The sequence below is a fragment of the uncultured Clostridium sp. genome (assembly GCF_934754915.1).
In the GTDB taxonomy this organism is placed as follows: domain Bacteria; phylum Bacillota; class Clostridia; order Clostridiales; family Clostridiaceae; genus Clostridium.
The window spans coordinates 1-20,645 of sequence record NZ_CAKVKB010000040.1 but is presented as its reverse complement, the minus strand read 5'-3'; the positions used below and the strand labels follow the sequence as shown (position 1 = coordinate 20,645).

Annotated in this window: 16 protein-coding genes and 3 pseudogenes; 16 read left to right on the top strand and 3 right to left on the bottom strand. The window is 28.1% G+C overall.

Going from position 1 to position 20,645, the window contains the following annotated elements:
* The 5 genes from Q0F58_RS08395 to Q0F58_RS08375 all read left to right on the top strand — a co-directional run bounded on the left by Q0F58_RS08395 (position 1) and on the right by Q0F58_RS08375 (position 5,632).
* On the top strand, positions 1–534 hold the full coding sequence (locus tag Q0F58_RS08395; protein WP_294374946.1) for a DapH/DapD/GlmU-related protein: 534 nt from the start codon (positions 1–3) through the stop codon (positions 532–534).
* A 337-nt stretch (positions 535–871) separates the two neighbouring features.
* On the top strand, positions 872–2,113 hold the full coding sequence (locus Q0F58_RS08390; protein ID WP_294374945.1) for an O-antigen ligase: 1,242 nt from the start codon (positions 872–874) through the stop codon (positions 2,111–2,113).
* 31 nt (positions 2,114–2,144) lie between these two features.
* Entirely contained in the window at positions 2,145–3,101 is a 957-nt protein-coding gene (locus tag Q0F58_RS08385) for a DUF6625 family protein (RefSeq protein WP_294374943.1), read from the top strand.
* 4 nt (positions 3,102–3,105) lie between these two features.
* Positions 3,106–4,611 (top strand): hypothetical protein, encoded by a 1,506-nt coding sequence (locus tag Q0F58_RS08380; protein WP_294374940.1) that lies wholly within the window; start codon positions 3,106–3,108, stop codon positions 4,609–4,611.
* Positions 4,601–5,632 (top strand): acyltransferase, encoded by a 1,032-nt coding sequence (locus Q0F58_RS08375; protein WP_294374938.1) that lies wholly within the window; start codon positions 4,601–4,603, stop codon positions 5,630–5,632. Before Q0F58_RS08380 ends, Q0F58_RS08375 begins: the two co-directional genes overlap by 11 nt.
* Positions 5,633–5,711: 79 nt before the next feature.
* Here the strand turns inward: Q0F58_RS08375 and Q0F58_RS08370 are convergent.
* Positions 5,712–5,852: pseudogene (locus tag Q0F58_RS08370) on the bottom strand (protein CapI); the annotation flags it as partial.
* An 11-nt stretch (positions 5,853–5,863) separates the two neighbouring features.
* Here Q0F58_RS08370 and Q0F58_RS08365 point away from each other — a divergent pair.
* From Q0F58_RS08365 to Q0F58_RS08320, 10 genes and pseudogenes are all read left to right on the top strand, one after another.
* Entirely contained in the window at positions 5,864–6,211 is a 348-nt protein-coding gene (locus Q0F58_RS08365; protein WP_294374936.1) for a hypothetical protein, read from the top strand.
* Positions 6,212–6,358: 147 nt separating this feature from the next.
* Positions 6,359–6,829, top strand: a complete 471-nt coding sequence (locus tag Q0F58_RS08360) for a hypothetical protein (RefSeq protein ID WP_294374933.1) — start codon at positions 6,359–6,361, stop codon at positions 6,827–6,829.
* A gap of 135 nt (positions 6,830–6,964) precedes the next feature.
* Positions 6,965–8,002, top strand: a complete 1,038-nt coding sequence (locus Q0F58_RS08355; RefSeq protein ID WP_294374930.1) for an NAD-dependent epimerase/dehydratase family protein — start codon at positions 6,965–6,967, stop codon at positions 8,000–8,002.
* 127 nt (positions 8,003–8,129) lie between these two features.
* Positions 8,130–11,069 carry a metallophosphoesterase gene (locus Q0F58_RS08350; protein ID WP_294374927.1) on the top strand — a complete coding sequence of 980 codons (2,940 nt, stop codon included), beginning with the start codon at positions 8,130–8,132 and terminating at the stop codon, positions 11,067–11,069.
* Positions 11,070–11,141: 72 nt separating this feature from the next.
* Entirely contained in the window at positions 11,142–12,374 is a 1,233-nt protein-coding gene (locus Q0F58_RS08345) for a nucleotide sugar dehydrogenase (RefSeq protein ID WP_294374924.1), read from the top strand.
* A gap of 101 nt (positions 12,375–12,475) precedes the next feature.
* Entirely contained in the window at positions 12,476–13,807 is a 1,332-nt protein-coding gene (locus Q0F58_RS08340) for a hypothetical protein (RefSeq protein ID WP_294374921.1), read from the top strand.
* A gap of 31 nt (positions 13,808–13,838) precedes the next feature.
* Positions 13,839–14,024: a hypothetical protein gene (locus Q0F58_RS08335; RefSeq protein WP_294374918.1), complete on the top strand. Its 186-nt coding sequence runs from the start codon at positions 13,839–13,841 to the stop codon at positions 14,022–14,024.
* A 165-nt stretch (positions 14,025–14,189) separates the two neighbouring features.
* Positions 14,190–14,405, top strand: a pseudogene (locus tag Q0F58_RS08330) (SIR2 family protein); the annotation flags it as partial.
* A gap of 281 nt (positions 14,406–14,686) precedes the next feature.
* A pseudogene (locus Q0F58_RS08325) lies at positions 14,687–15,630 on the top strand (NAD-dependent epimerase/dehydratase family protein); the annotation flags it as partial.
* A 227-nt stretch (positions 15,631–15,857) separates the two neighbouring features.
* The gene (locus Q0F58_RS08320; RefSeq protein ID WP_294374911.1) at positions 15,858–17,939 is read left to right on the top strand and encodes a hypothetical protein; all 2,082 of its coding nucleotides are present in this window, start codon (positions 15,858–15,860) and stop codon (positions 17,937–17,939) included.
* Positions 17,940–18,239: 300 nt separating this feature from the next.
* Here Q0F58_RS08320 and Q0F58_RS08315 read toward each other — a convergent pair whose 3' ends face one another.
* Positions 18,240–18,623, bottom strand: a complete 384-nt coding sequence (locus tag Q0F58_RS08315) for a transposase (RefSeq protein WP_294374908.1) — start codon at positions 18,621–18,623, stop codon at positions 18,240–18,242.
* Positions 18,624–19,106: 483 nt separating this feature from the next.
* Positions 19,107–19,544 (bottom strand): hypothetical protein, encoded by a 438-nt coding sequence (locus tag Q0F58_RS08310; protein ID WP_294374905.1) that lies wholly within the window; start codon positions 19,542–19,544, stop codon positions 19,107–19,109.
* Positions 19,545–19,849: 305 nt separating this feature from the next.
* Between Q0F58_RS08310 and Q0F58_RS08305 the strand changes: the two genes are divergently transcribed.
* Positions 19,850–20,587 carry a hypothetical protein gene (locus Q0F58_RS08305; RefSeq protein ID WP_294374902.1) on the top strand — a complete coding sequence of 246 codons (738 nt, stop codon included), beginning with the start codon at positions 19,850–19,852 and terminating at the stop codon, positions 20,585–20,587.
* Positions 20,588–20,645 lie beyond the last annotated feature (58 nt).

Here is a 20,645-nt window from a genome sequence, read left to right as displayed (position 1 = left end):
ATGATAGAACGAATTTTTAGAAAATTATATAATAAGGCAGTGCTTCGAACAGCGATAAAACAAGGCATGAAGGTGGGAAAAAATGTTCGATTCTTAGGAAATCATAATTTTGGAAGCGAGCCATTTTTGATAGAAATAGGTGATGATGTAACGGTTTCAGCTGATGTAACCTTTGTAAATCATGATGGAGGAACGGCAGTTTTTAAAAAGTTTTACGAGCCACAATATGAAAAAGTATTGAAGTTTGGGAAAATTGTAATTCATGATAATTGTTTTATTGGTGCAGGGACAATTATCATGCCAGGTGTAGAAATTGGACCAAATGCTGTTGTTGGTGCAGGAAGTATTGTTACTAAGAATGTTGCACCTGAAATGGTTGTCGCGGGTATCCCTATTAGAGAAATTTGCTCGTTAGAGGAATATGCTTTGAAAAGTAAAAATACATGTCTTCCTTATAATTATGAAAACTATAAAAAAAATAAGAAGGATGAACTTATACAAGTATTTTTAAACAGTGTAGATTATGAAAAATAAAATGTTTAGTAGATAGTATCTATACAATTTATGAGTAAATTGTATATTCTTGCGTCAAGAAATCATGATTCCGTCGCAGCGGAAACCAACATTCCGGACACGGAAATCACCTTCCATTGGCTTGATTACCATTAATAAGAAATAGAGGTAATGTCAAGCCTAGAGCCGCTTTGCGGGGTGTTATCCGGCATTACATTGGTGAGACTCCTTGTATTATATATACTTGCTGATTGGTTTCCTAATCACTGGACAGCAAGGATATCCAAAGCGAATATTCAGTAAATTGATAAAAATGTTTGAAGATTACATTTAAAATGATAGATTTGGAAGTGAGAAAATGGTAAAAATACGAAATAATTGTTTGTGGAATATTGCTGCAATGGCGTATGTTATTTGTAATATAACGTTTTGCGCAGGAAATCTTGTGATTTTGAATTCGTTATCAATGTATTTCTTTTTAGTAATTAGCTTTCTGCATATAATACGTAAACAATCTATACAATTATATTCTTTATATGGTATAGTACATCTTATACTATTTGGAATTTTGCTCACATTTAGTATGCTATATGCACCATATTCTGATTATAGTAAAAGTTTTGCAAAGGATACATTATATGATTATATTACAATGCTAGTTATTTTGTTTTGTTTTAGTCAATATATGAAAGGAGCAGAAGAAATAAGAAAATTTTGGCTAGCTACATTCATTGGGGGTGTTACATTATCAATTTATGTCTTTGAAATGTACGGCGCAGATTTTTGGCACATTTTGCGTGCAAATTCAGTTGCAAGTAACAATAACATAGCGAGAATAGGAACTGGGTTTGTTAATACAAATACAATAGGTATATACACATCAATAAGTATGTGTATAGGAATTTATTATGCATTGTATAGTGAAAACGTAAAACATATAATTCATAAAATCGCTATTATTGTAGCATCAATTGTTTGTTTTATAATGGCGATGGCATCGGGATCAAAAAAATCATTTGTAATAATGTTTACTTTTTGGATTGCTATATTTTTGTATAAACAGATTGGAAGTAAAAAAATCCTTAGAGGTATAAAATATCTATTAATATTTGTAGGTTCAGTAATTATTATTTCTACCTTGATTCAGAGAATGACAATATTTTCTGGTATTGCGACAAGGATGAATAATTTTCTTGATTTTATCCAATTAGGAAAAGGAAGTGCCTCTGATTTGGAAAGATCATCTTTTATTTCTCAAGGATTAAAATACTGGATGAAATCTCCAATTTTTGGAAATGGATTAGGATCATCGGTATATTATATGGGCATGTATGCACATAACAATTTTGTAGAAATATTAATGTCATTGGGAATTTTGGGTTTTGCTATTTTTTATTGGCCTATAATTAGTAGCATAATAAATGATATAAAAAGCAAAATGAGAACTAAGGAAGAAAATGAATTATCTATATTAAGTTTTGCACTTTTGGTTACTGCTTTTGTTTGTGGTGTTGCAGCAGTATATTACTTTGATAGATATTGGATGATTTTAATATATTCATCAATTTTTATGTATAGAAATAATGCCAAGAAATTTTAATAACATTTGTTTGTGATAAAGAGGTGATAATTTGATTAATATAAAAATATGCGTTATTGGTATATATTTTGGCGAACTGCCACAATATTTTAAATTATGGCTAAAATCGGCAGAAAATAATGCGAAAATTGATTTTTTGATTTTTACTGATTGTAAGTATGAGCATCTGCCTAAAAATGTACGATTTATTGAAACAAGTCTTTCTGATGTAAAAAAAAGAGCGGATGCTGTAATTGGATTTGATACAGAATTATCAAAACCTTATAAATGTTGTGATTATAGACCTTGTTTTGGGTTGATGTTTCAAGACTATCTAAAAGAATATGATTATTGGGGCCATTGTGATTTTGATATGATTTTTGGGAATATAATTGCATATTTAGAAAAGTTCGATATAAAAAAATATGATAAATTTTTGTCTCAAGGTCATTTAGCATTTTATCGAAATAGTGTAGAAAATAATAATAGATTTTGGATGACAGGAAGTAAATGTGGAAACCAATCTGAAATTTTTACTTTGCCAAAGGCATTTGCTTTTGATGAAACAAGTGGAATTGGAAGTATATATAAGGAGAATAAATATAGTTACTTTGATAAACGTATATTTGCCGATGTTACACCTATTCATAAAAGATTTACATTAACTGGAAATGATAAGAATTATAAAAAGCAAGTATTTTTTTGGAAGGATGGAAAAGTTTATCGTTGTTATGAGGATAAATCTGAACTAAAAGTGGAAGAATTTATATATATTCATTTCCAAAAGAGAGGGAATTTAGTAGTACATAATTTTGAGGAGTTAGATAGAGCATTTTTTATCACAAAATCGGGATTTTATCCTTTGAAATCTGATCATGTTACAAGTTATGATATAAAAATGTATAATCCATATTATACAGTTGTTGTTGAAAAATGTGAAGAATTCATACATAGTTGTAAGTTGTGGATATATAGATTTAAAAGAAAGCTTGGACTGTTGAGTAGGTGATGATGTGACAAAAAAGAATAAAATGTTCAAAAATTTAGTGATTTCAATTTTTACACAGTTAATAACATTAGCATTAGGATTGATATTGCCGAGAATTATATTGGTGAGTTGGGGCTCTGAATATAATGGCTTGATTAGTACAGTCACCACAATAATGAGATATTTTTCATTATTGGAAGCAGGAGTAAATGTATCTACTTTACAAGCATTTTATAAGTCTATTGCAAAGGATGATAAAAATGAAACATCTGTGATAATAAAAACATCGCAAAACTATTATCATAAAATGTCAATAGTATATGCTTTACTAATTGCTGTGTTTGCATTAGGGTATCCAGCAATTATTAGATCCGATATTCCATATTGGGAAATTGTAATAATAATCGCATTGCAGGGCTTAACTGGCCTTATTAACTTTGCTTTTAGAGCTGCGTATCAGCAATTATTAAATGCAGAAGGCAAGTATTATATCATTTCAATAATTACGCTTTTTACAACAATATTTACATATATAGTTAAAATTGTTGCAATTCTTATATTTGATAATATTATTGTTATGCAAGCGTTGAGTGTAATTGTAATATTAGTTCAAGCTGTTGTTTATTTGGTTTATTTTAAAAAGAGATATGTATGGATTGATAATTCAGTATCATTAGATTATAGTCTTTTAGCAGATCGTAGATATTATTTGGTACAGCAAATTGCTAGTCTTATTTTTAACAGTACAGATACATTTGTTATTTCAATGTTTTGCGGATTAAAGTATGTTAGTGTATATACTGTATATAACATGGTTTATTCAGCTTTAACAGCATTAATTTCAATGGTTAGAAATAGTTTGAACTACGTGCTGGGACAAGCTTTTCATAAAAATCGAGATTATTTTGGTCAGGTGTATAGAGCATATTCATCTTTTCAAATTACGATGGGATCCATTTTAACATCTACAGGGATAATATTGATTGTTGGTTTTGTTAAATTGTACACTAAAGGGGTTAATGATATTGATTATGTTGATTATGCTGTGGCTATTCTTTTTTCACTTAATATCATTCTTGAATGTGCCAGAGGTGCAGGATTAGCAGCACTGAATATAGCGGGAAAGGCCTCAAAAACAACGAATCGTTATATCATTGAAGCAACTATCAATCTCTTAGTATCGTTGATTTTAGTAAGGCAGTTGGCAATAAAAGGTGTTCTTATTGGAACAGTAGTAGCAGGAATATATCGCTCGATTGACACTATTATATATATTAATAAACATGTTGTGCAGAAAAAGATATTTTCGGAGTTTTCTTATATTGGTGGATGCTTGATTATTTTTAGTTTTTTTGCAATGTATGCATATAGAATGCCTATTAGCATAAGTAGCTATGTCGATTTTTTTGTAGCGGGCATTATTTGTTTCGTTATAGTATTTTTTATATATGGCATACTTTATGTTATATATAATAGAAGGATAATATTTACTATAATTAAGGAAAGGAGGAAAGAAGATATTGCGAGATAAATATCTAAATAATTGTGTATTTGCAAAAACTATATTAATGTTATTTGTGATAATTGGACACAGTATATCTTTCTGGAATGGAGCTTGGTTTACCGCACTAACACCAGAGAAAACATCTACCTTTTATAAATATTTAAGTAAATTTATTGGTGGTTTTCATATATATGGTTTTGCATTAATATCGGGTTATATTTTTTATTATTTAAAAATAGAAAAGGGAAAATATCAAAATTATTTGCAATTTATTTGGCTAAAAATAAAAAGATTGATTATTCCCTTTTGGTTTGTAATGTTATGTTGGGTTTTGCCAATAAATCAATTATTTTTTAAATATAATAAATTGAATATCATTTTTAAGTTCTTGTTGGGAACAAGTCCTAGCCAACTCTGGTTTCTATTAATGTTATTCTGGGTTTTTGTTATTTTTTGGCCTTTAGCTAAATTTATAGATCAACATTATTTTTTTGGTGTTATTATAATGTTCTTTTTTTATTTGCTAGGTACCGTTGGAAGTAACATTTGCCCTAATTATTACATGATATGGACCGCATGTAGATATGTTTTATTTTTTGGAGGTGGATTTTTTATAAGAAAATTTAAAATGGAATTTTTAAGTAAAAATAATCCATTATTATTCGGTAGTTGCTATGCCGTTATTTTTATCATATATGTGATTACATATAATGTTGGTGATGTTTCTAACATCTATAAATTATATTCATATGGAATTGAGTGTGTATTTCACTTGGTAGGTGCATTTACTGCATTTTTTATATTACAAAAGTTAGCAGAATATCCTATAAATGGGCTAAAAATAAATGAACTTGCCAAATATAGTATGCCTATATATTTGTTTCATGAGCAGATTATCTATTTAGTCATTGGGATGTTGAATGGTAAAATGAATATATATATATTATCAATTATATGTTTTGTGGTCTCTATTATTCTGTCATATGTAGTTAGTAAATTATTATTCAAGTGGAAATTTACAAGGATATTAATTGGTGAAAAAGTATAATTGTATATTATACTTTTTCGAGTAAATAGAAGAATCATATCATCCTGATAGTTTATCATACTATCTGGATGATATGATATTATAAATAAAAATTTTTATACCATTTAGAAAAATTCCTAAGATCTATTCTTAAACTAGTGTTTGGTTTAAAACCATAATCTCTTTCAAGTGCAGATGTATCGGCATAAGTAATTGGCACATCACCAGGCTGCATAGCTACTGATTAATTATGTGAGTTCAAATGTTAAGATATTTATTGATGATGTATTTCTTAGCGAAGATAATGATAGTGAAGAATTGAAATATATTATTGAAATAATAGAGAAAGCTATAGAATTAGATGATTCAACTTATATATCTATATTTGAAAAGAAAGATCTTAATATTTTTTTAAAGGATAGTATACAAATTGATTACAGCACATTGACAAATATAACACAAAGAGATGTTTGGAATTGTATTTTACAAAATAATCGAATCACTCCGTGTTGGAGGAAATATGCTATTGATTATTGGGATGAATATGGATATATTGGTATACTTGCACAATTTGTGGAGGATAACATTTTATCAATCTAACGTTCCAATAGTAGGAATATATCAAATGAAATTTTATATGATTTTTATAATGCCTATATTATTGAATTTTATAAAAATAATAAAATAGAGTATGCATTTAAGAAAGAGGTTGATTTTAAAAGAATTGAACCTGACATTATAGGGTATTTGATTGAGAATGATTTAATATGGCCGTCAATGGATAATTTTGAATTATTAAGTGAAACGGATGTTGACTTATTTCAGGAATTTGCTTTGAAATATGAGTTGGAATTTAGACGTTATGTAGAAAATACTTTAATAGAAGGTGAATTGTATCAACTATTAATACAGAATACAGATTTACCTTTAGAAACGCGGTTTATTCTTTTAGAAAGTAAAGGTGGATTATATATGGATGAAGAAATGGCTAAATCACTTATGAATAATGTACATCCATTTAGGCCATTGATCTATCAGTATGTAATTGAAGCACTAAAGAATTATGAAGAATTAAAAATTAAAACAATGATGCAATATTTGCATCATTTAGATAAGGGATTGTTGTTTCACAGTTTCAGATGGATTGATAGATATAAAAAAATTTATCATTCTCAAGATGAACTTATTGTAATAAATCTAAAAGAAATGAAGAACTAGTTAAATATAAGAAGAGTATAAATATGCTAGAGGACTATTTTACTAATTCAAAACAAATTGAGTTTAATTTATTAAATGAATGATTCTTTTAAAAAGAATTGTTTATTATATATGAAATAGTAAGGAGCGAATGATATGAATAAAACTATTTTTATTACAGGTGCATCAGGATTTATAGGATCCAATTTATGTAAAAGGATTTTAAAAGAGGATCCTGAATGTAAGGTTATCGGTTTAGATAACATGAATGATTATTATGATGTGCGTATTAAAGAGGCTAGACTAAATGAATTGTCTGGTTATTCGAATTATACGTTTATTAAGGGAAACTTGGCTGATAAGGAATTGATTGATTCAATCTTTAGTCAGTATCGTCCTGGTATTGTAGTTAACTTGGGCGCTCAGGCTGGTGTTCGTTATTCGATTACGAATCCAGATGCATATATTGAAAGTAATATGTTAGGATTCTATAACATTTTAGAGGCTTGTAGAAATTATCCTGTAGAACACTTAGTATATGCTTCTAGTAGTAGTGTATATGGATCGAATAAAAAGGTTCCTTATAGTACGGATGATAAGGTAGATAACCCTGTTAGTTTATATGCAGCTACTAAGAAGAGTAATGAGTTAATGGCTCATGCATATTCTAAGCTATACAATATTCCTAGTACTGGACTAAGATTCTTTACTGTATATGGTCCTGCTGGACGTCCAGACATGGCTTATTTTGGATTTACAAATAAACTAGTGAATGGAGATACGATTAAGATTTTTAATTATGGTAATTGTAAACGTGACTTCACATATGTAGATGATATTGTAGAAGGTGTTATTCGAGTTATGAATAAAGCACCAGAAAAGAAGAATGGTGAAGATGGCCTTCCTATTCCACCATATGCTATTTATAATATTGGTAATAGTAATCCAGAAAATTTATTAGACTTTGTTCAGATTCTTTCCGAAGAATTAGTAAGAGCTCGTGTATTACCTGAAGATTATGATTTTGAAGCTCATAAAGAATTAGTGGCTATGCAACCAGGGGATGTACCAGTTACATATGCGGATACGAGCGCTTTAGAAAGAGATTTTGGATTTAAACCTCATACTCCATTAAGAGAAGGTTTAAGAAAATTTGCTGAGTGGTATAGAGAATTTTATATGAAAGAAGACTAGTTCTTCTTTTTATTGAATGTAAATTGGTTTGTTTGATCAGTTTATATTCAATAAAAAGAAATTTATAATATAATAACTTCAGTACATAAAAGTTTTAACTTTATAAAGGGAGGAGTTTTGATTATTAATGAATGTTTTAATGGTACACATTGGAGATTTGCATTTAAAAAAGAATGTTCATATTGAGGATGATAAAATAAGTAGAATTTCGGATGCTTTAAATGAGTATGTAGGGAAAGTATCTAATGTTATTATAATATGTACTGGAGACATAGCAAATTCAGGTTCTGAAGAAGAATATAAAATTGCAAAATATTTTTTTAACAAATTGATTCACTCATTAAAAGAGAGATTTAACGTTAATATCAAAGCTTATTGTGTGCCAGGTAATCATGATATTCAGATAGATTCTAGTGAATCATTTCGACAAACACAGATAACAGATTTAAATTTGGAAAAGGAATTTTTAAAAGAAAATAATTATTTTAAATTTACTAGTGGCTTATATAGAAGGCATCAAGAACCGTATGATATTTATTCTAAAAATCTTCGATCAGTACGTATTAATATGATTAATACAGCACCGTTTTCTAATATAGAACATGTTGATAAGGAACTTCATTATGTTAGTGAAAAGTCATTGTCAAGATTTAATTATGATGAAAATAAATTAAATCTTACCATGATGCATCATAGTATAGAGTGGTTTCATGAAAATATAAAAAATCAACTTGATTTTAAGATTAGAGATAATACTGATGTTTTATTCCTAGGACATGAACATGATCAGCACATTGATTCTTTTGAGCGAGATGACAATAATTTACTAATTTCACGAGTCGGTGAATTTAATGTTGAAGCGTATAGTGATAGTACTTCTTTCAATTCAATTTTCTATGATGAACAAAAAAATGAGGTGATTTTTAAAATTCATAATTGGAATAGAGCAAGGAAAATATATTTGAATCAAACTAAAAAAAGAAATAATCTATGTAGGAAGAATGGTGTTCCTTATTCTAATGAATTTACATTAAAATTAATAGAAGATGAGAAGCTATCTATTGGAAATAGTATTGAAGAATATTTTGTGTTTCCTGAGATTGAATATAATAAAAAGAATATCCTTGATATGAATAAATTAATAAGTATTATCAAAAAAAACAAGTATATTAGTATATCAGGTACAATAGATTCAGGTAAAACTACGCTCTTAAAAGAACTTTATTTAATTTTAAAGCAAGAAATGTTTGCATTATATTTAGATAAAGGTTCAATTGATAAGAAGAATATAAAAAGCATAATAAAATATGCTTTGAATAATCAGATAGATGATCAAAATTATCTTGATATATATAATCAAAAACTAGTTGATGATAGAATTGTATTCGTAGATGATTTTGATTTAATTAAAGATGAAAAAAATCAGGATTATTTAATTGAATATCTAAAGCAATATTTTGGGATTATAATATTTACCAATAATACAAATTCAATTGTAAATATTGAAGAAACATTTAAGGAAAAATATGCATTAGATATTTCAACTGTTAATATAAATCGATTTACAATAAGACAACGAACTCATTTGATTGATAAGATTGGAAAACTTTTTGAAACAGATATTAAGCATGACGAGCCTAACTCTTCAATAGAAGTAAATTTGGAACATACACCTGAATTAAAAATGTTGGGAAATACATTTATGATTCAATTTATTTATACATCGATAAGGCAAGGCAATTTATTTTCAGGAACAGATAAATTTGATGCGATGTTTGAGAAAATCTTAAAAGATAATATTATTGCAAATTCAAATGAAAGAAATAGGAATCTTTACTTCATTATTCTTCAACAATTAGCAATGGAGATGCATAAAAATAGGTTAAATTCTGTACCTGATAGTTATATAGCAAAAATAGTTGAGACATATAATCAAGAATACGGAAACAAAGTTAACTATATTGATTTTGTTAAATGTATGATTAGTTCTAATATTTTAAATAAATATGATTGTAATCAATATGTGTTTGTAAACCGTTTATATTTGGCTTATTTTGTTGCAAAACAAATTTGTAAAGAGGTTAATAATGATGAAGATAATACTGAACTAAATTATGTAATTAATAATGTATGTTTTGGTATTAATGGAGACATATTGTTATTTATTATTTATATGATGCAAAGAACTAATTTGCTATTTAGTATTAATAATCAATTAAAAAAGATTACTGGGCAGTGGCCAATGTTTTCTTTTGAAAAAAAGAATATTAATTTTCTAATGAAGAAAAAGAATGTGTCAGCAATAGAGAATATTGATGATTCGGATATTAAAGAAGCCCATGACAGTGCAGTGGAAGTCGAAAAAGAACATATGGAACTCGTTACATATGAGTATAAAGGAATATATGATTATGATGAAAAAGACATTTCCAAACAAGTAAATCAATGGACAAGTGCCTTAAAATTATTAGAATTATTGGCTAGAGGTTTAAATAGTTTTTGTGATGAATTACCAGTAAAAGATAAGTCGATTATTATTGATAGTATATATCAAGAATCTAATAAATTATTATTTAATATTCTAGAAACTGTGGATAGTAATTTTCAGAATTTTGTTGATGTAATAATAAAAAATCTAAAAAAAGATAAAGAAAAATCAGAAGATATTGTTATTAATTACATGCTATTTTTTATAGATGCATTTTATTATAATGTTTGTTCAATGTGTGCAAGCAGTAATACAATGTATGCTATAACCGAGTTTTATAAAAAGCTTCCAAAAACAATTGACATTCAAATTTTTGAATTAGAATTGCTCTCTTGTAGTAATAAAAAAACATTATTTAAATCTAATCTGAAAGGCTTTTTGGATGAGTATAAAGATATCATTGTACAAAGTGTTATTCATATATTAGTGATTAGATATATATTTTCTAATAACATGGATTCTGTAGAGCGTAGACAGATTATTAATGTTTTTAATAAGAATAGTATAGCTAATATAAAGTTATCTGAAAAAAAGATTATGATTGATGCAGAAAAAAAGAAGTTAAATTCAAAGAATTGATTTTAAGCCTAAAAAAAGGACTGTCTGTCCTTTTTTAGTATAGCTATTTAATTAAAGAAAGGATGATGTTTTATGAAAATAGCAGTTGCAGGAACAGGATATGTAGGATTGAGTATTGCTTGTTTATTATCTCAACATAATGAGGTAAAGGCAGTAGATATTATTAAGGAGAAGGTAGATTTAATTAATGCTAGAAAATCTCCTATTCAAGATGATTATATTGAAAAGTATTTGGCTGAAAAGGATTTGAATTTGGAAGCTACTTTAGATGCAGAGTATGCTTATAAGAAAGCTGACTTTGTAGTTATTGCTGCACCAACTAATTATGATAGTAAAAAGAATTTCTTTGATACAAGTGCAGTAGAGAGTGTTATTGAACTTGTATTAAAGTATAATCCTTCAGCTATTATGGTAATTAAGTCAACAATTCCAGTTGGATATACGGAGAGTGTTAGAAAAAAATTTAATACTAAAAATATTATTTTTAGTCCAGAGTTTTTAAGAGAGTCTAAGGCTTTATATGATAACTTATATCCTTCTAGAATTATTGTAAGTACAGATGAGAATGATGAAAAGTTAGTTAATGCAAGTCACACTTTTGCAGCTTTACTTCAAGAAGGGGCTATTAAAAAAAATATTGATACTTTGTTTATGGGCTTTACTGAAGCTGAGGCAGTTAAGTTATTCGCAAATACATATTTAGCTCTTCGTGTATCTTATTTTAATGAATTAGATACATATGCTGAAATGAAAGGTTTGAATACTCAAGATATTATTAATGGTGTATGTTTAGATCCTAGAATTGGATCTCACTACAATAATCCTTCATTTGGTTATGGTGGTTATTGTTTACCTAAAGATACAAAACAATTATTGGCTAACTATCAGGATGTGCCTGAAAATTTAATTGAAGCTATTGTTGAATCAAACCGTACACGTAAAGATTATATTGCAGATCGTGTATTAGAGATTGCGGGTGCTTATGAAGCAAATGACGAATGGGATGAATCAAAGGAACATGATGTTACTGTTGGTGTTTATCGTTTAACAATGAAATCAAATAGTGATAACTTTAGACAAAGTTCTATTCAAGGTGTAATGAAGCGTATTAAGGCTAAGGGTGCTAAGGTTATTATTTATGAACCTACATTGAAGAATGGAGAAACTTTCTTTGGTAGTATGGTGGTAAATGATTTGAAAGAATTCAAATCATTGAGTCAGGCAATTATCGCTAATAGATACGATAGTTGTTTGGATGATGTACAGGATAAAGTGTATACTCGTGATTTATTTAGAAGAGATTAATGTAGGCATAACAGATACATTGTTGACTTGTAAATATACTCGATATTAATGGTGTCTATTTAAAGTTTATTGTATAGGTGTAGAAGAAAAGGAATATTAATATGAAGTTGTTTCAATTTTTAAGAAAAAGAATAGTGGCAATTAATACGACATTGGGTTCTGCCATTCTGACATTTATTGGAAATTTGATTTCTGAGGATACATCTTTATGTATAAATAATCCACTTGGTATTTGGCAAGCTATTTTTAATATGCAACGACTAATAAATATTATTATGGTAGTTATCTTAATTTTATTAGCTATTATTGACTTTATATATTTAGGACTTTTGTTTTATTATAAAAAACAAAGTTTAAACAATGAATTTTCTTTATTGATGAAAGCCTATACGAGTGATAGTTTGAAGGATAATTTAAATAATGGTTGTTTATCTTGGGGTGAAGGAAAAACAGTTTTGTATTGTAATGATATTATTTATGGTTGGAAATCATCCAATGTGTTAATAGAGTCTTACAATGATAATTTATACTCATTTTATAAAGAGAATGAGTTGGAAAATTATTACAATAGAAAGTCATCTTATCCAACTAATCAAGGTTTATTTGAATATGTGAAAACTGATTCATTTCAAAAAGTTATACGAAATGGAAATAATCTTGATCGTTTTATGTTGACTGATCAAAAAACGAATTTTGATAAAAAGAATAGGAAGTTATTACTTTCTATAGGCCGTACTAAATGGTGTCAAACAAGTTATATATGGGATTTTTTTGGGAAGAAGAATGGCGATGAATCAAATTCGAATGGCTTAATGAAAGAGTATGCAAAAGGGGTATCAACTGGTAAATATGCAGAACCGTATTTACCCAATAGTTTATGTTTACATTTATTGATTGAAACAAGAGATAATAAAATTATTAAATCAAGAATCAGTGGTAATAAGCGAAATGATAATCCAGGAACGTGGGCTTTTACTTTAGGAGAACAGTTGGATATAGATGATTTTGTAGATGGAAACAATTTTTATCCGGATTTTATGCAAAATTGGTTGAAAAGGGCATTTAAGGAAGAGTATCGATTTTCAGATGAAATGTATATAGATATTGTTGATACAGATTCATTTAGAATATTATCGTTGGATTTCGAATCTGATCGTTATAATTTTGCGTTATTATGTACAGTCCGATTGAATTATACGTTTAAAGTCTTTATGGATAAAGTGCAACCATTATTAAGTATCGATGAAGCACTGGAATTAGAATCAGTTGAATTAAACGAGGTTCCAAATATATTAGCAACCTATAATGATATTAAAATGAGAATAGAATACCATCCTTCTTCTTATTTGAGACTACTAGTTTTTTATATTCATAAAATGGGATTTGGTAAAGCAGAAAATATTATTTTGGATTATTTGAAGAAACAGGAATAACGTGTTTTTAATCTATAGAATGGGAGAGTTTATGGATTATATTAAAGAAATTGCAGATGCTTTGAACAATAATCATGCAGTTGCAATGATTGGTGCAGGCTTTTCTAAAAATGCTGTTAAAACTACTTCATCTCATAAATATTTTAAAAATTGGAATGAATTATCGGATGAATTTTATAATTTGATATATAAAGATATAAAGGACGATGAATCTTAAAAATTTTATTATAGTTCTACTTTGTTGGCGCAAGAAGTCGAGATTAGTTTTGGTAGAACCAAGTTAGACACTATTTTAAAAGACTCAATTCCAGATAAAGATTATAGTCCTTCTAATTTGCATAAGGATTTATTGAATTTATCTTAGAGGGATGTTTTTACTACGAATTATGATACTTTGTTAGAGCGTATCGCTGATATGGTGACAGATAGAAGGTATAATGTAGTTTTAAATCAGGAAGATTTGGCAAATAGTAATGATGCTCCAAGAATAATTAAGTTTCATGGTTCTTTTCCGTCTCAAAGACCTTTTATTCAAAGACCTTTTATTATAACGGAAGAGGATATAGAACGTATCCTAAAAGATTTGCTGCAATGGTAAATACGGTTCAACAAACTTTATAAGAAAATATATTCTGTATGATTGGTTTTTCTTGTGAGAATCCGAATTTTTTAAATTGGATTGGATTTAGGTAGAAGCAGTCCTCAAAAGCTTTATATGGTATCAGTAGAGCCTGTTAATGAGGCAAGACAAAAGATGCTTTTTGATAAAAATATTATCGTTATTGATTTAGTAACTATGTATCCAGAAAAAATGCGAAAGAAAGAATAACTATATTTTTTTAAAAAGTTAAAGGAACTGACGTTGGAAGAAAAAGAAAGAATGATTGGTTTGATTTGAAGGATATTTATATTAATGAAGATACTACAATTGAGGAAAAAATTAAAGGATTTTTTCAAATTATACGTTTATTAAGGGAAACTTGGCTGATAAGGAATTGATTGATTCAATCTTTAGTCAGTATCGTCCTGGTATTGTAGTTAACTTGGGCGCTCAGGCTGGTGTTCGTTATTCGATTACGAATCCAGATGCATATATTGAAAGTAATATGTTAGGATTCTATAACATTTTAGAGGCTTGTAGAAATTATCCTGTAGAACACTTAGTATATGCTTCTAGTAGTAGTGTATATGGATCGAATAAAAAGGTTCCTTATAGTACGGATGATAAGGTAGATAACCCTGTTAGTTTATATGCAGCTACTAAGAAGAGTAATGAGTTAATGGCTCATGCATATTCTAAGCTATACAATATTCCTAGTACTGGACTAAGATTCTTTACTGTATATGGTCCTGCTGGACGTCCAGACATGGCTTATTTTGGATTTACAAATAAACTAGTGAATGGAGATACGATTAAGATTTTTAATTATGGTAATTGTAAACGTGACTTCACATATGTAGATGATATTGTAGAAGGTGTTATTCGAGTTATGAATAAAGCACCAGAAAAGAAGAATGGTGAAGATGGCCTTCCTATTCCACCATATGCTATTTATAATATTGGTAATAGTAATCCAGAAAATTTATTAGACTTTGTTCAGATTCTTTCCGAAGAATTAGTAAGAGCTCGTGTATTACCTGAAGATTATGATTTTGAAGCTCATAAAGAATTAGTGGCTATGCAACCAGGGGATGTACCAGTTACATATGCGGATACGAGCGCTTTAGAAAGAGATTTTGGATTTAAACCTCATACTCCATTAAGAGAAGGTTTAAGAAAATTTGCTGAGTGGTATAGAGAATTTTATATGAAAGAAGACTAGTTCTTCTTTTTATTGAATGTAAATTGGTCGAATGGATCAGTTTATATTCAATAAAAATGAAATGAATTTTATTTTTAATTTGTAAATTAAGATACTCGTAATGAACGAATTTTTGTGTAAGTGGGAATGGATGCTCAAAAAAGTTCATTTTGTATAAATGTGATTAAAACAGCAAGGCTTTGTTAAAAATATGTATTAAACAATTTAGTAGTTTTTTGGAGGGGTATATGGAACGAATAATATTAGCATTTAATCTTATAAAGGATTATTTGGCTATTATTTATAAATATATAATTAGTAACAATTTGAATATTGATAAGGGAACGTTTTTTACAATAATAATAGGCGAAGTAACCGTATATGGAGTTATATTAGCCTTCTATCAATTTTTAGCTTCATATAAATTTAATGAAAATTCTATAGATAGGTATTTGGGAATTAAAGTTATTGACTATTATATATATAAATATTTAGGGTTCTTTAATAGAATTATCTCTAGTAAAATATTTAAAGTTTGTATTGTTTTACATATTTTTTATAAACCGTTTTTGTTAATATATGAAAATGTAATTGGCATTTCTATAATAAAAATTTTAAATTTCATTTGGTATTGTTTTGCTATTTTTTATTTTATATTATTTTTCAAAATTTTTATGGAATGTGCAAAATGTACATTAATTTTTAAAATGAATAATAATAAAGAGAGGATGAATAATATAATAAATGATATTAATGTAAGGCTTTTGAAAAATATAAAAGAGGAACAAAAAAATGGAATGGATGTTGATTTACTTGAATTACATCTTAGGCAATTGCGTGGTGGAATTCAAGAAGATAATAATATTGATCTGCAACGTCACTATAATAGCTTAATTAAATTGATTTTTAATTATTATATTCAAAAAAAAAGTAATGAGATTAATGATATTGAAAATGGCGGAATTATATCAAAAAATCAAATTGCATGGGTATATAATTTAGATCAAGAACTTTTTATTTTAAAAAACATTATAAATGAAAAATATTTTAATTTAGATGAACAAAATTCAAATATAATTATTGAATTTTATTTGGATTTAATTAGATTGAATCTTATGCGTATTAAACAGGAGGGATATATTCACATCAGATATACAATGCATGATGATTTACCTATGAATGTGGAAAAAAATAAGTTTTTTGATATAGTTGAATGGATAAAATTTTCAAAAAAAATGTATCAAACAATACCTAATCAAATAAAACAAGATTTTATTAACGAACTATATAAAAAGAGTTTATATGAAATCGAAACTGAAAATTATTATGTGCAATTCTGTAGAGAATGCATCAGTGAATTACTTATAATTGAAATTGATGGTATATATTTAGAAAAGAATGAATATAACGAATTTTTCGATATATTTGGTTCAGTAATTGAGAATGAATTTTTCAATGAAATTTATATTCAGCGGATAGGTGAAAACTTTATTTCTCTTACTAAATTTGATGCAAAAAAAATAGTAAATCAACTTAGTGAAAAGAATTGTACTTACCTATTTATTTATATAATTTCATATTACTCAATTAATAAACTTACAAATTGGAAATTTATTAATGTAAAATTATTGGAAAACCTATGGGAAAGACATATTAGTTTGCAAAATAATGCTACAGAAATTATAGAACAGATGAGAAAATCAAATATTGGGCATAAATTTACAAAGGAAATGTATTTTAAATTAGTTGAGTATATTAATTCGAATGTTAGTGACGAGTTATATAATAAAGTGAATAATGAAAAGATATTTGATGTATTTTATATTTGGATTATAAAAACTTGTGTTACCAATCAAAATAGTTTGGTATTACCATGGATTAAAAATTTAGAGATTGATGTTCAAATAGAAATATTTAACAAATTGGCTGAACATGATGAATTAATGGAAAATGAAAATGTATATAATTGGATAGAATCTATGCGCTATGAATCTTTTTCCAATTTATATCCTATTCCAAAAAATTTAACAATAACACTTAGAACTCTTTTTTTAACAAATATATGTATTAAATCTATTTTGAAGTATGTACATGAAAAAGGTTGCTTATATCAATCTGCTTTTGGTGCATATTTGCTAGTTAAAATGTATGAAACACCTTGTGAAAATCAGGATGAAGTGAAAGAGATTGTAAAAGGTGCATTTATCAATAGTAACCAAGAAATAGATGATTATGTTAAGATGATTAAACAAGAATGTTATGCATGTAGGAGCAAATTAAATTATGTTCCAAAAGAAAAAATGAAAGAGTATTTGCTGAACATTTTATAAATAATCACAAATTATATCTATTGGTGTAGTTTTGACATTATTTTTAAAAAGTTGACTTGGTAAGAAAATAGAGTCATACATCATTATACAATGTAACAGATGAATCATAGTATAATTAGTAGAGTAGAGTCGAAAAGTAGGAAGTAAATAAAAGAAAAGTCTTGGTAATAGATAAATGATAGCTTTATAAAGCTATGAATAGAAAACAATGTGCACTAAAAATAGTGAAAAATCACTATTTTTTAAAAATTTCAATTTTTAAATTTTTGCTTTCAACGACGCATCAAGGTGTAGGTTGATTCATGCAATGATAGTGAAGAATCCATTCTTTGCTCCATTGCGTAAATGCATCTTGTGTAAGCCGTAAGTATTTAATACTGCATTGTTGATTTTTTCATTGCAGGTACGATCTTTGTATATAGATTTCCATTTAGGTGAACCATAGGAAATAGGCCCTTTAAATCTAGGCTCATTATCTTTGTCCTTAACATAAACAACTCTTCCATAGTCAGAAGTAGAGCATGTTTGTGCAAAAGGACAGGAATCAATAAGGTCAGTTTGCAAAGGACAGCGGTATTTCTTTCTGTAACGAGTATGGTCATATCCATCATAAGTCATGGTGTGATTGCAACTGCAGACGGGTATACCATCCGAATTGATAGATTCACCGGTTTTAGATTCCATCGATTTTCCTCGTTTATTATGATCAATCAAAGAAATGATATTCTTCTCTTGAAAAAACTAATAAATTGAGTTATTGTCAGAAGCGGAGTCTAGACACATGTATTTAGGTTTCAGATCCGGGTTGATATCCAGTATCTGATCCGTAGCCGAAACACGGGTCAAAGCATCATTTCGAGATGCTTTCTCCAAAGCGATAAAAACAGGCAGATCAATGTGTAGAGACGGGTTGTGAAAAGAGATATTGTAGAAAGTGAAGCCGAAAAAATACTGAGCAAGATCACTGTCCCAACCTATATCCGCATCCGGTGCAGAGAAACGATAGTTATTGTCAGGATTAAGAGCATCTTGAATTTTATGTCCATATCAGGAAGCGTGGATATGAAGGCATGAGCCATCACCAGAAAGAGTCGAATTGGCAGGTTCGATCAGGCCCATATCAAGAGAAGGAATAACGGCAATAGTGTTAAAAAGGGATTGTAAAGTTTATAACAAGCGGTCTCTATCGAACGCTGTACCGTTTCTGTATTTATCACAAATAGAAGAAGTGTCACCTTTGACAGGCTTATTTTTAAATTTTTTCTTAGTAATGAAAGATTGAGGACAATTAAAAGAGCCAATGAGATATTGAAGCAAAGAATCATTGACAAGATCATCACACCAAAGTTTGATAGAAGAATACTTAAGATGATTCATCAAGACGAAAGAACGAACTAAAACAGCAGGATCAATAGCAGGTCTGCCTGTATGAGAATAAAGAGGAAACAAGATATTGGAAGCAAGAGAAATATCAAGTTTGCGCAATTTAGCTAAAGCAGGACGATATTTAGATTTAAGAAGTTTTAACTGGGAAACATCAAGATGAGACTTGTGTATAGCCAAGAAATCGCGATACTCCCAAATAGTAGAAATATGGTTAAGCATAGAGCTGACCTCCCTTCACCTTTTTAGAATACGAGCGGAGCGAGCCGAAAAAAGTGAGAAAAAGTCAAGAAAAAAAGGCAAAAAAGTGGAGGGAAATAAAAAAGAAGCTAATAAAAAAGAGCACTGTTTATCAGCTTCGAGAGTTTTCGACAGTACTCTTATTTATAAAGGGGTTTATTATATCTCCTGTTAAATACGGGTTATTTTACTTTTGCTTATATAAAATTGATTGTTTCTTAATTTAAATAATGTATATAGTTTCATAGTATAAATAAAATGAGATATAATTTTGAGAGGTAGTAGATATGCAAGATTATGAAATGAAAAAGGTATCGATTAATTCATTATTATTGTCAAATAATAATCCAAGGTTGGATGCTTCATTTGAAGAATATGAGGCTATGTTAAAAATGATTGGTAATCAGAAAGACAAATTGTGTGTGTTGGCTTCAGATATTGCAGAACATGGGTTAAATCCATTAGAAATAATTGGTGTCTATCCTTCAGACTTATATGATGGATTATATGTTGTCGGTGAAGGTAATAGAAGAGTAACTGCTTTGAAATTACTCAATAATCCAAGTATTTTGCAAGATATTAATCATTCATTATTTAGTAAATTTAAAAAAATATCCAATAACAACATAGTTGATTTCAATATTGATGTCGCAGTTTTTAAAAATGAAAAGGAAATGCAACATTGGATTGAAATACGACATAAAGGAGAACAGAAAGGGAAAGGCTTATCTAAATGGGATTCTTTACAAAAGGCACGATATAATAAAAGGTTGAGTGGGTCAGATATTTTAATTGATTTTTTCGATTGGATGGAAAAAGAAAATATATTAACAAGAGCTGAAATAAATAGTGTAACAAAAACTAATTTTGAAAGAATATTGCGTCCACATTATTTACCTTTTTTAAAGATTAATCGTAATAAAAATTATTGGATTTCCCCTTCGGATATAGAAATTTTCAAAGTACGGATGAGGGCTGTACAGAAAAACTTAAGCGGTAAAAATGTTGGGGAGCTAACTATATAAAATTCAAGTATTTTTTATGAAATAGTTTGAAAATACAAAATAACTAGATTTTTTAGTT

What these genes read in the sequence shown, in the direction of transcription:
- Q0F58_RS08395 (WP_294374946.1), top strand. Translation starts at nt 1, where the DNA reads ATGATAGAACGAATTTTTAGAAAATTATATAATAAGGCAGTGCTTCGA.
- Q0F58_RS08390 (WP_294374945.1), top strand. Translation starts at nt 872, where the DNA reads ATGGTAAAAATACGAAATAATTGTTTGTGGAATATTGCTGCAATGGCG.
- Q0F58_RS08355 (WP_294374930.1), top strand. Translation starts at nt 6,965, where the DNA reads ATGAATAAAACTATTTTTATTACAGGTGCATCAGGATTTATAGGATCC.
- Q0F58_RS08350 (WP_294374927.1), top strand. Translation starts at nt 8,130, where the DNA reads ATGAATGTTTTAATGGTACACATTGGAGATTTGCATTTAAAAAAGAAT.
- Q0F58_RS08345 (WP_294374924.1), top strand. Translation starts at nt 11,142, where the DNA reads ATGAAAATAGCAGTTGCAGGAACAGGATATGTAGGATTGAGTATTGCT.
- Q0F58_RS08340 (WP_294374921.1), top strand. Translation starts at nt 12,476, where the DNA reads ATGAAGTTGTTTCAATTTTTAAGAAAAAGAATAGTGGCAATTAATACG.
- Q0F58_RS08335 (WP_294374918.1), top strand. Translation starts at nt 13,839, where the DNA reads ATGGATTATATTAAAGAAATTGCAGATGCTTTGAACAATAATCATGCA.
- Q0F58_RS08320 (WP_294374911.1), top strand. Translation starts at nt 15,858, where the DNA reads ATGGAACGAATAATATTAGCATTTAATCTTATAAAGGATTATTTGGCT.
- Q0F58_RS08315 (WP_294374908.1), bottom strand. Translation starts at nt 18,623, where the DNA reads ATGGAATCTAAAACCGGTGAATCTATCAATTCGGATGGTATACCCGTC.
- Q0F58_RS08310 (WP_294374905.1), bottom strand. Translation starts at nt 19,544, where the DNA reads ATGCTTAACCATATTTCTACTATTTGGGAGTATCGCGATTTCTTGGCT.
- Q0F58_RS08305 (WP_294374902.1), top strand. Translation starts at nt 19,850, where the DNA reads ATGCAAGATTATGAAATGAAAAAGGTATCGATTAATTCATTATTATTG.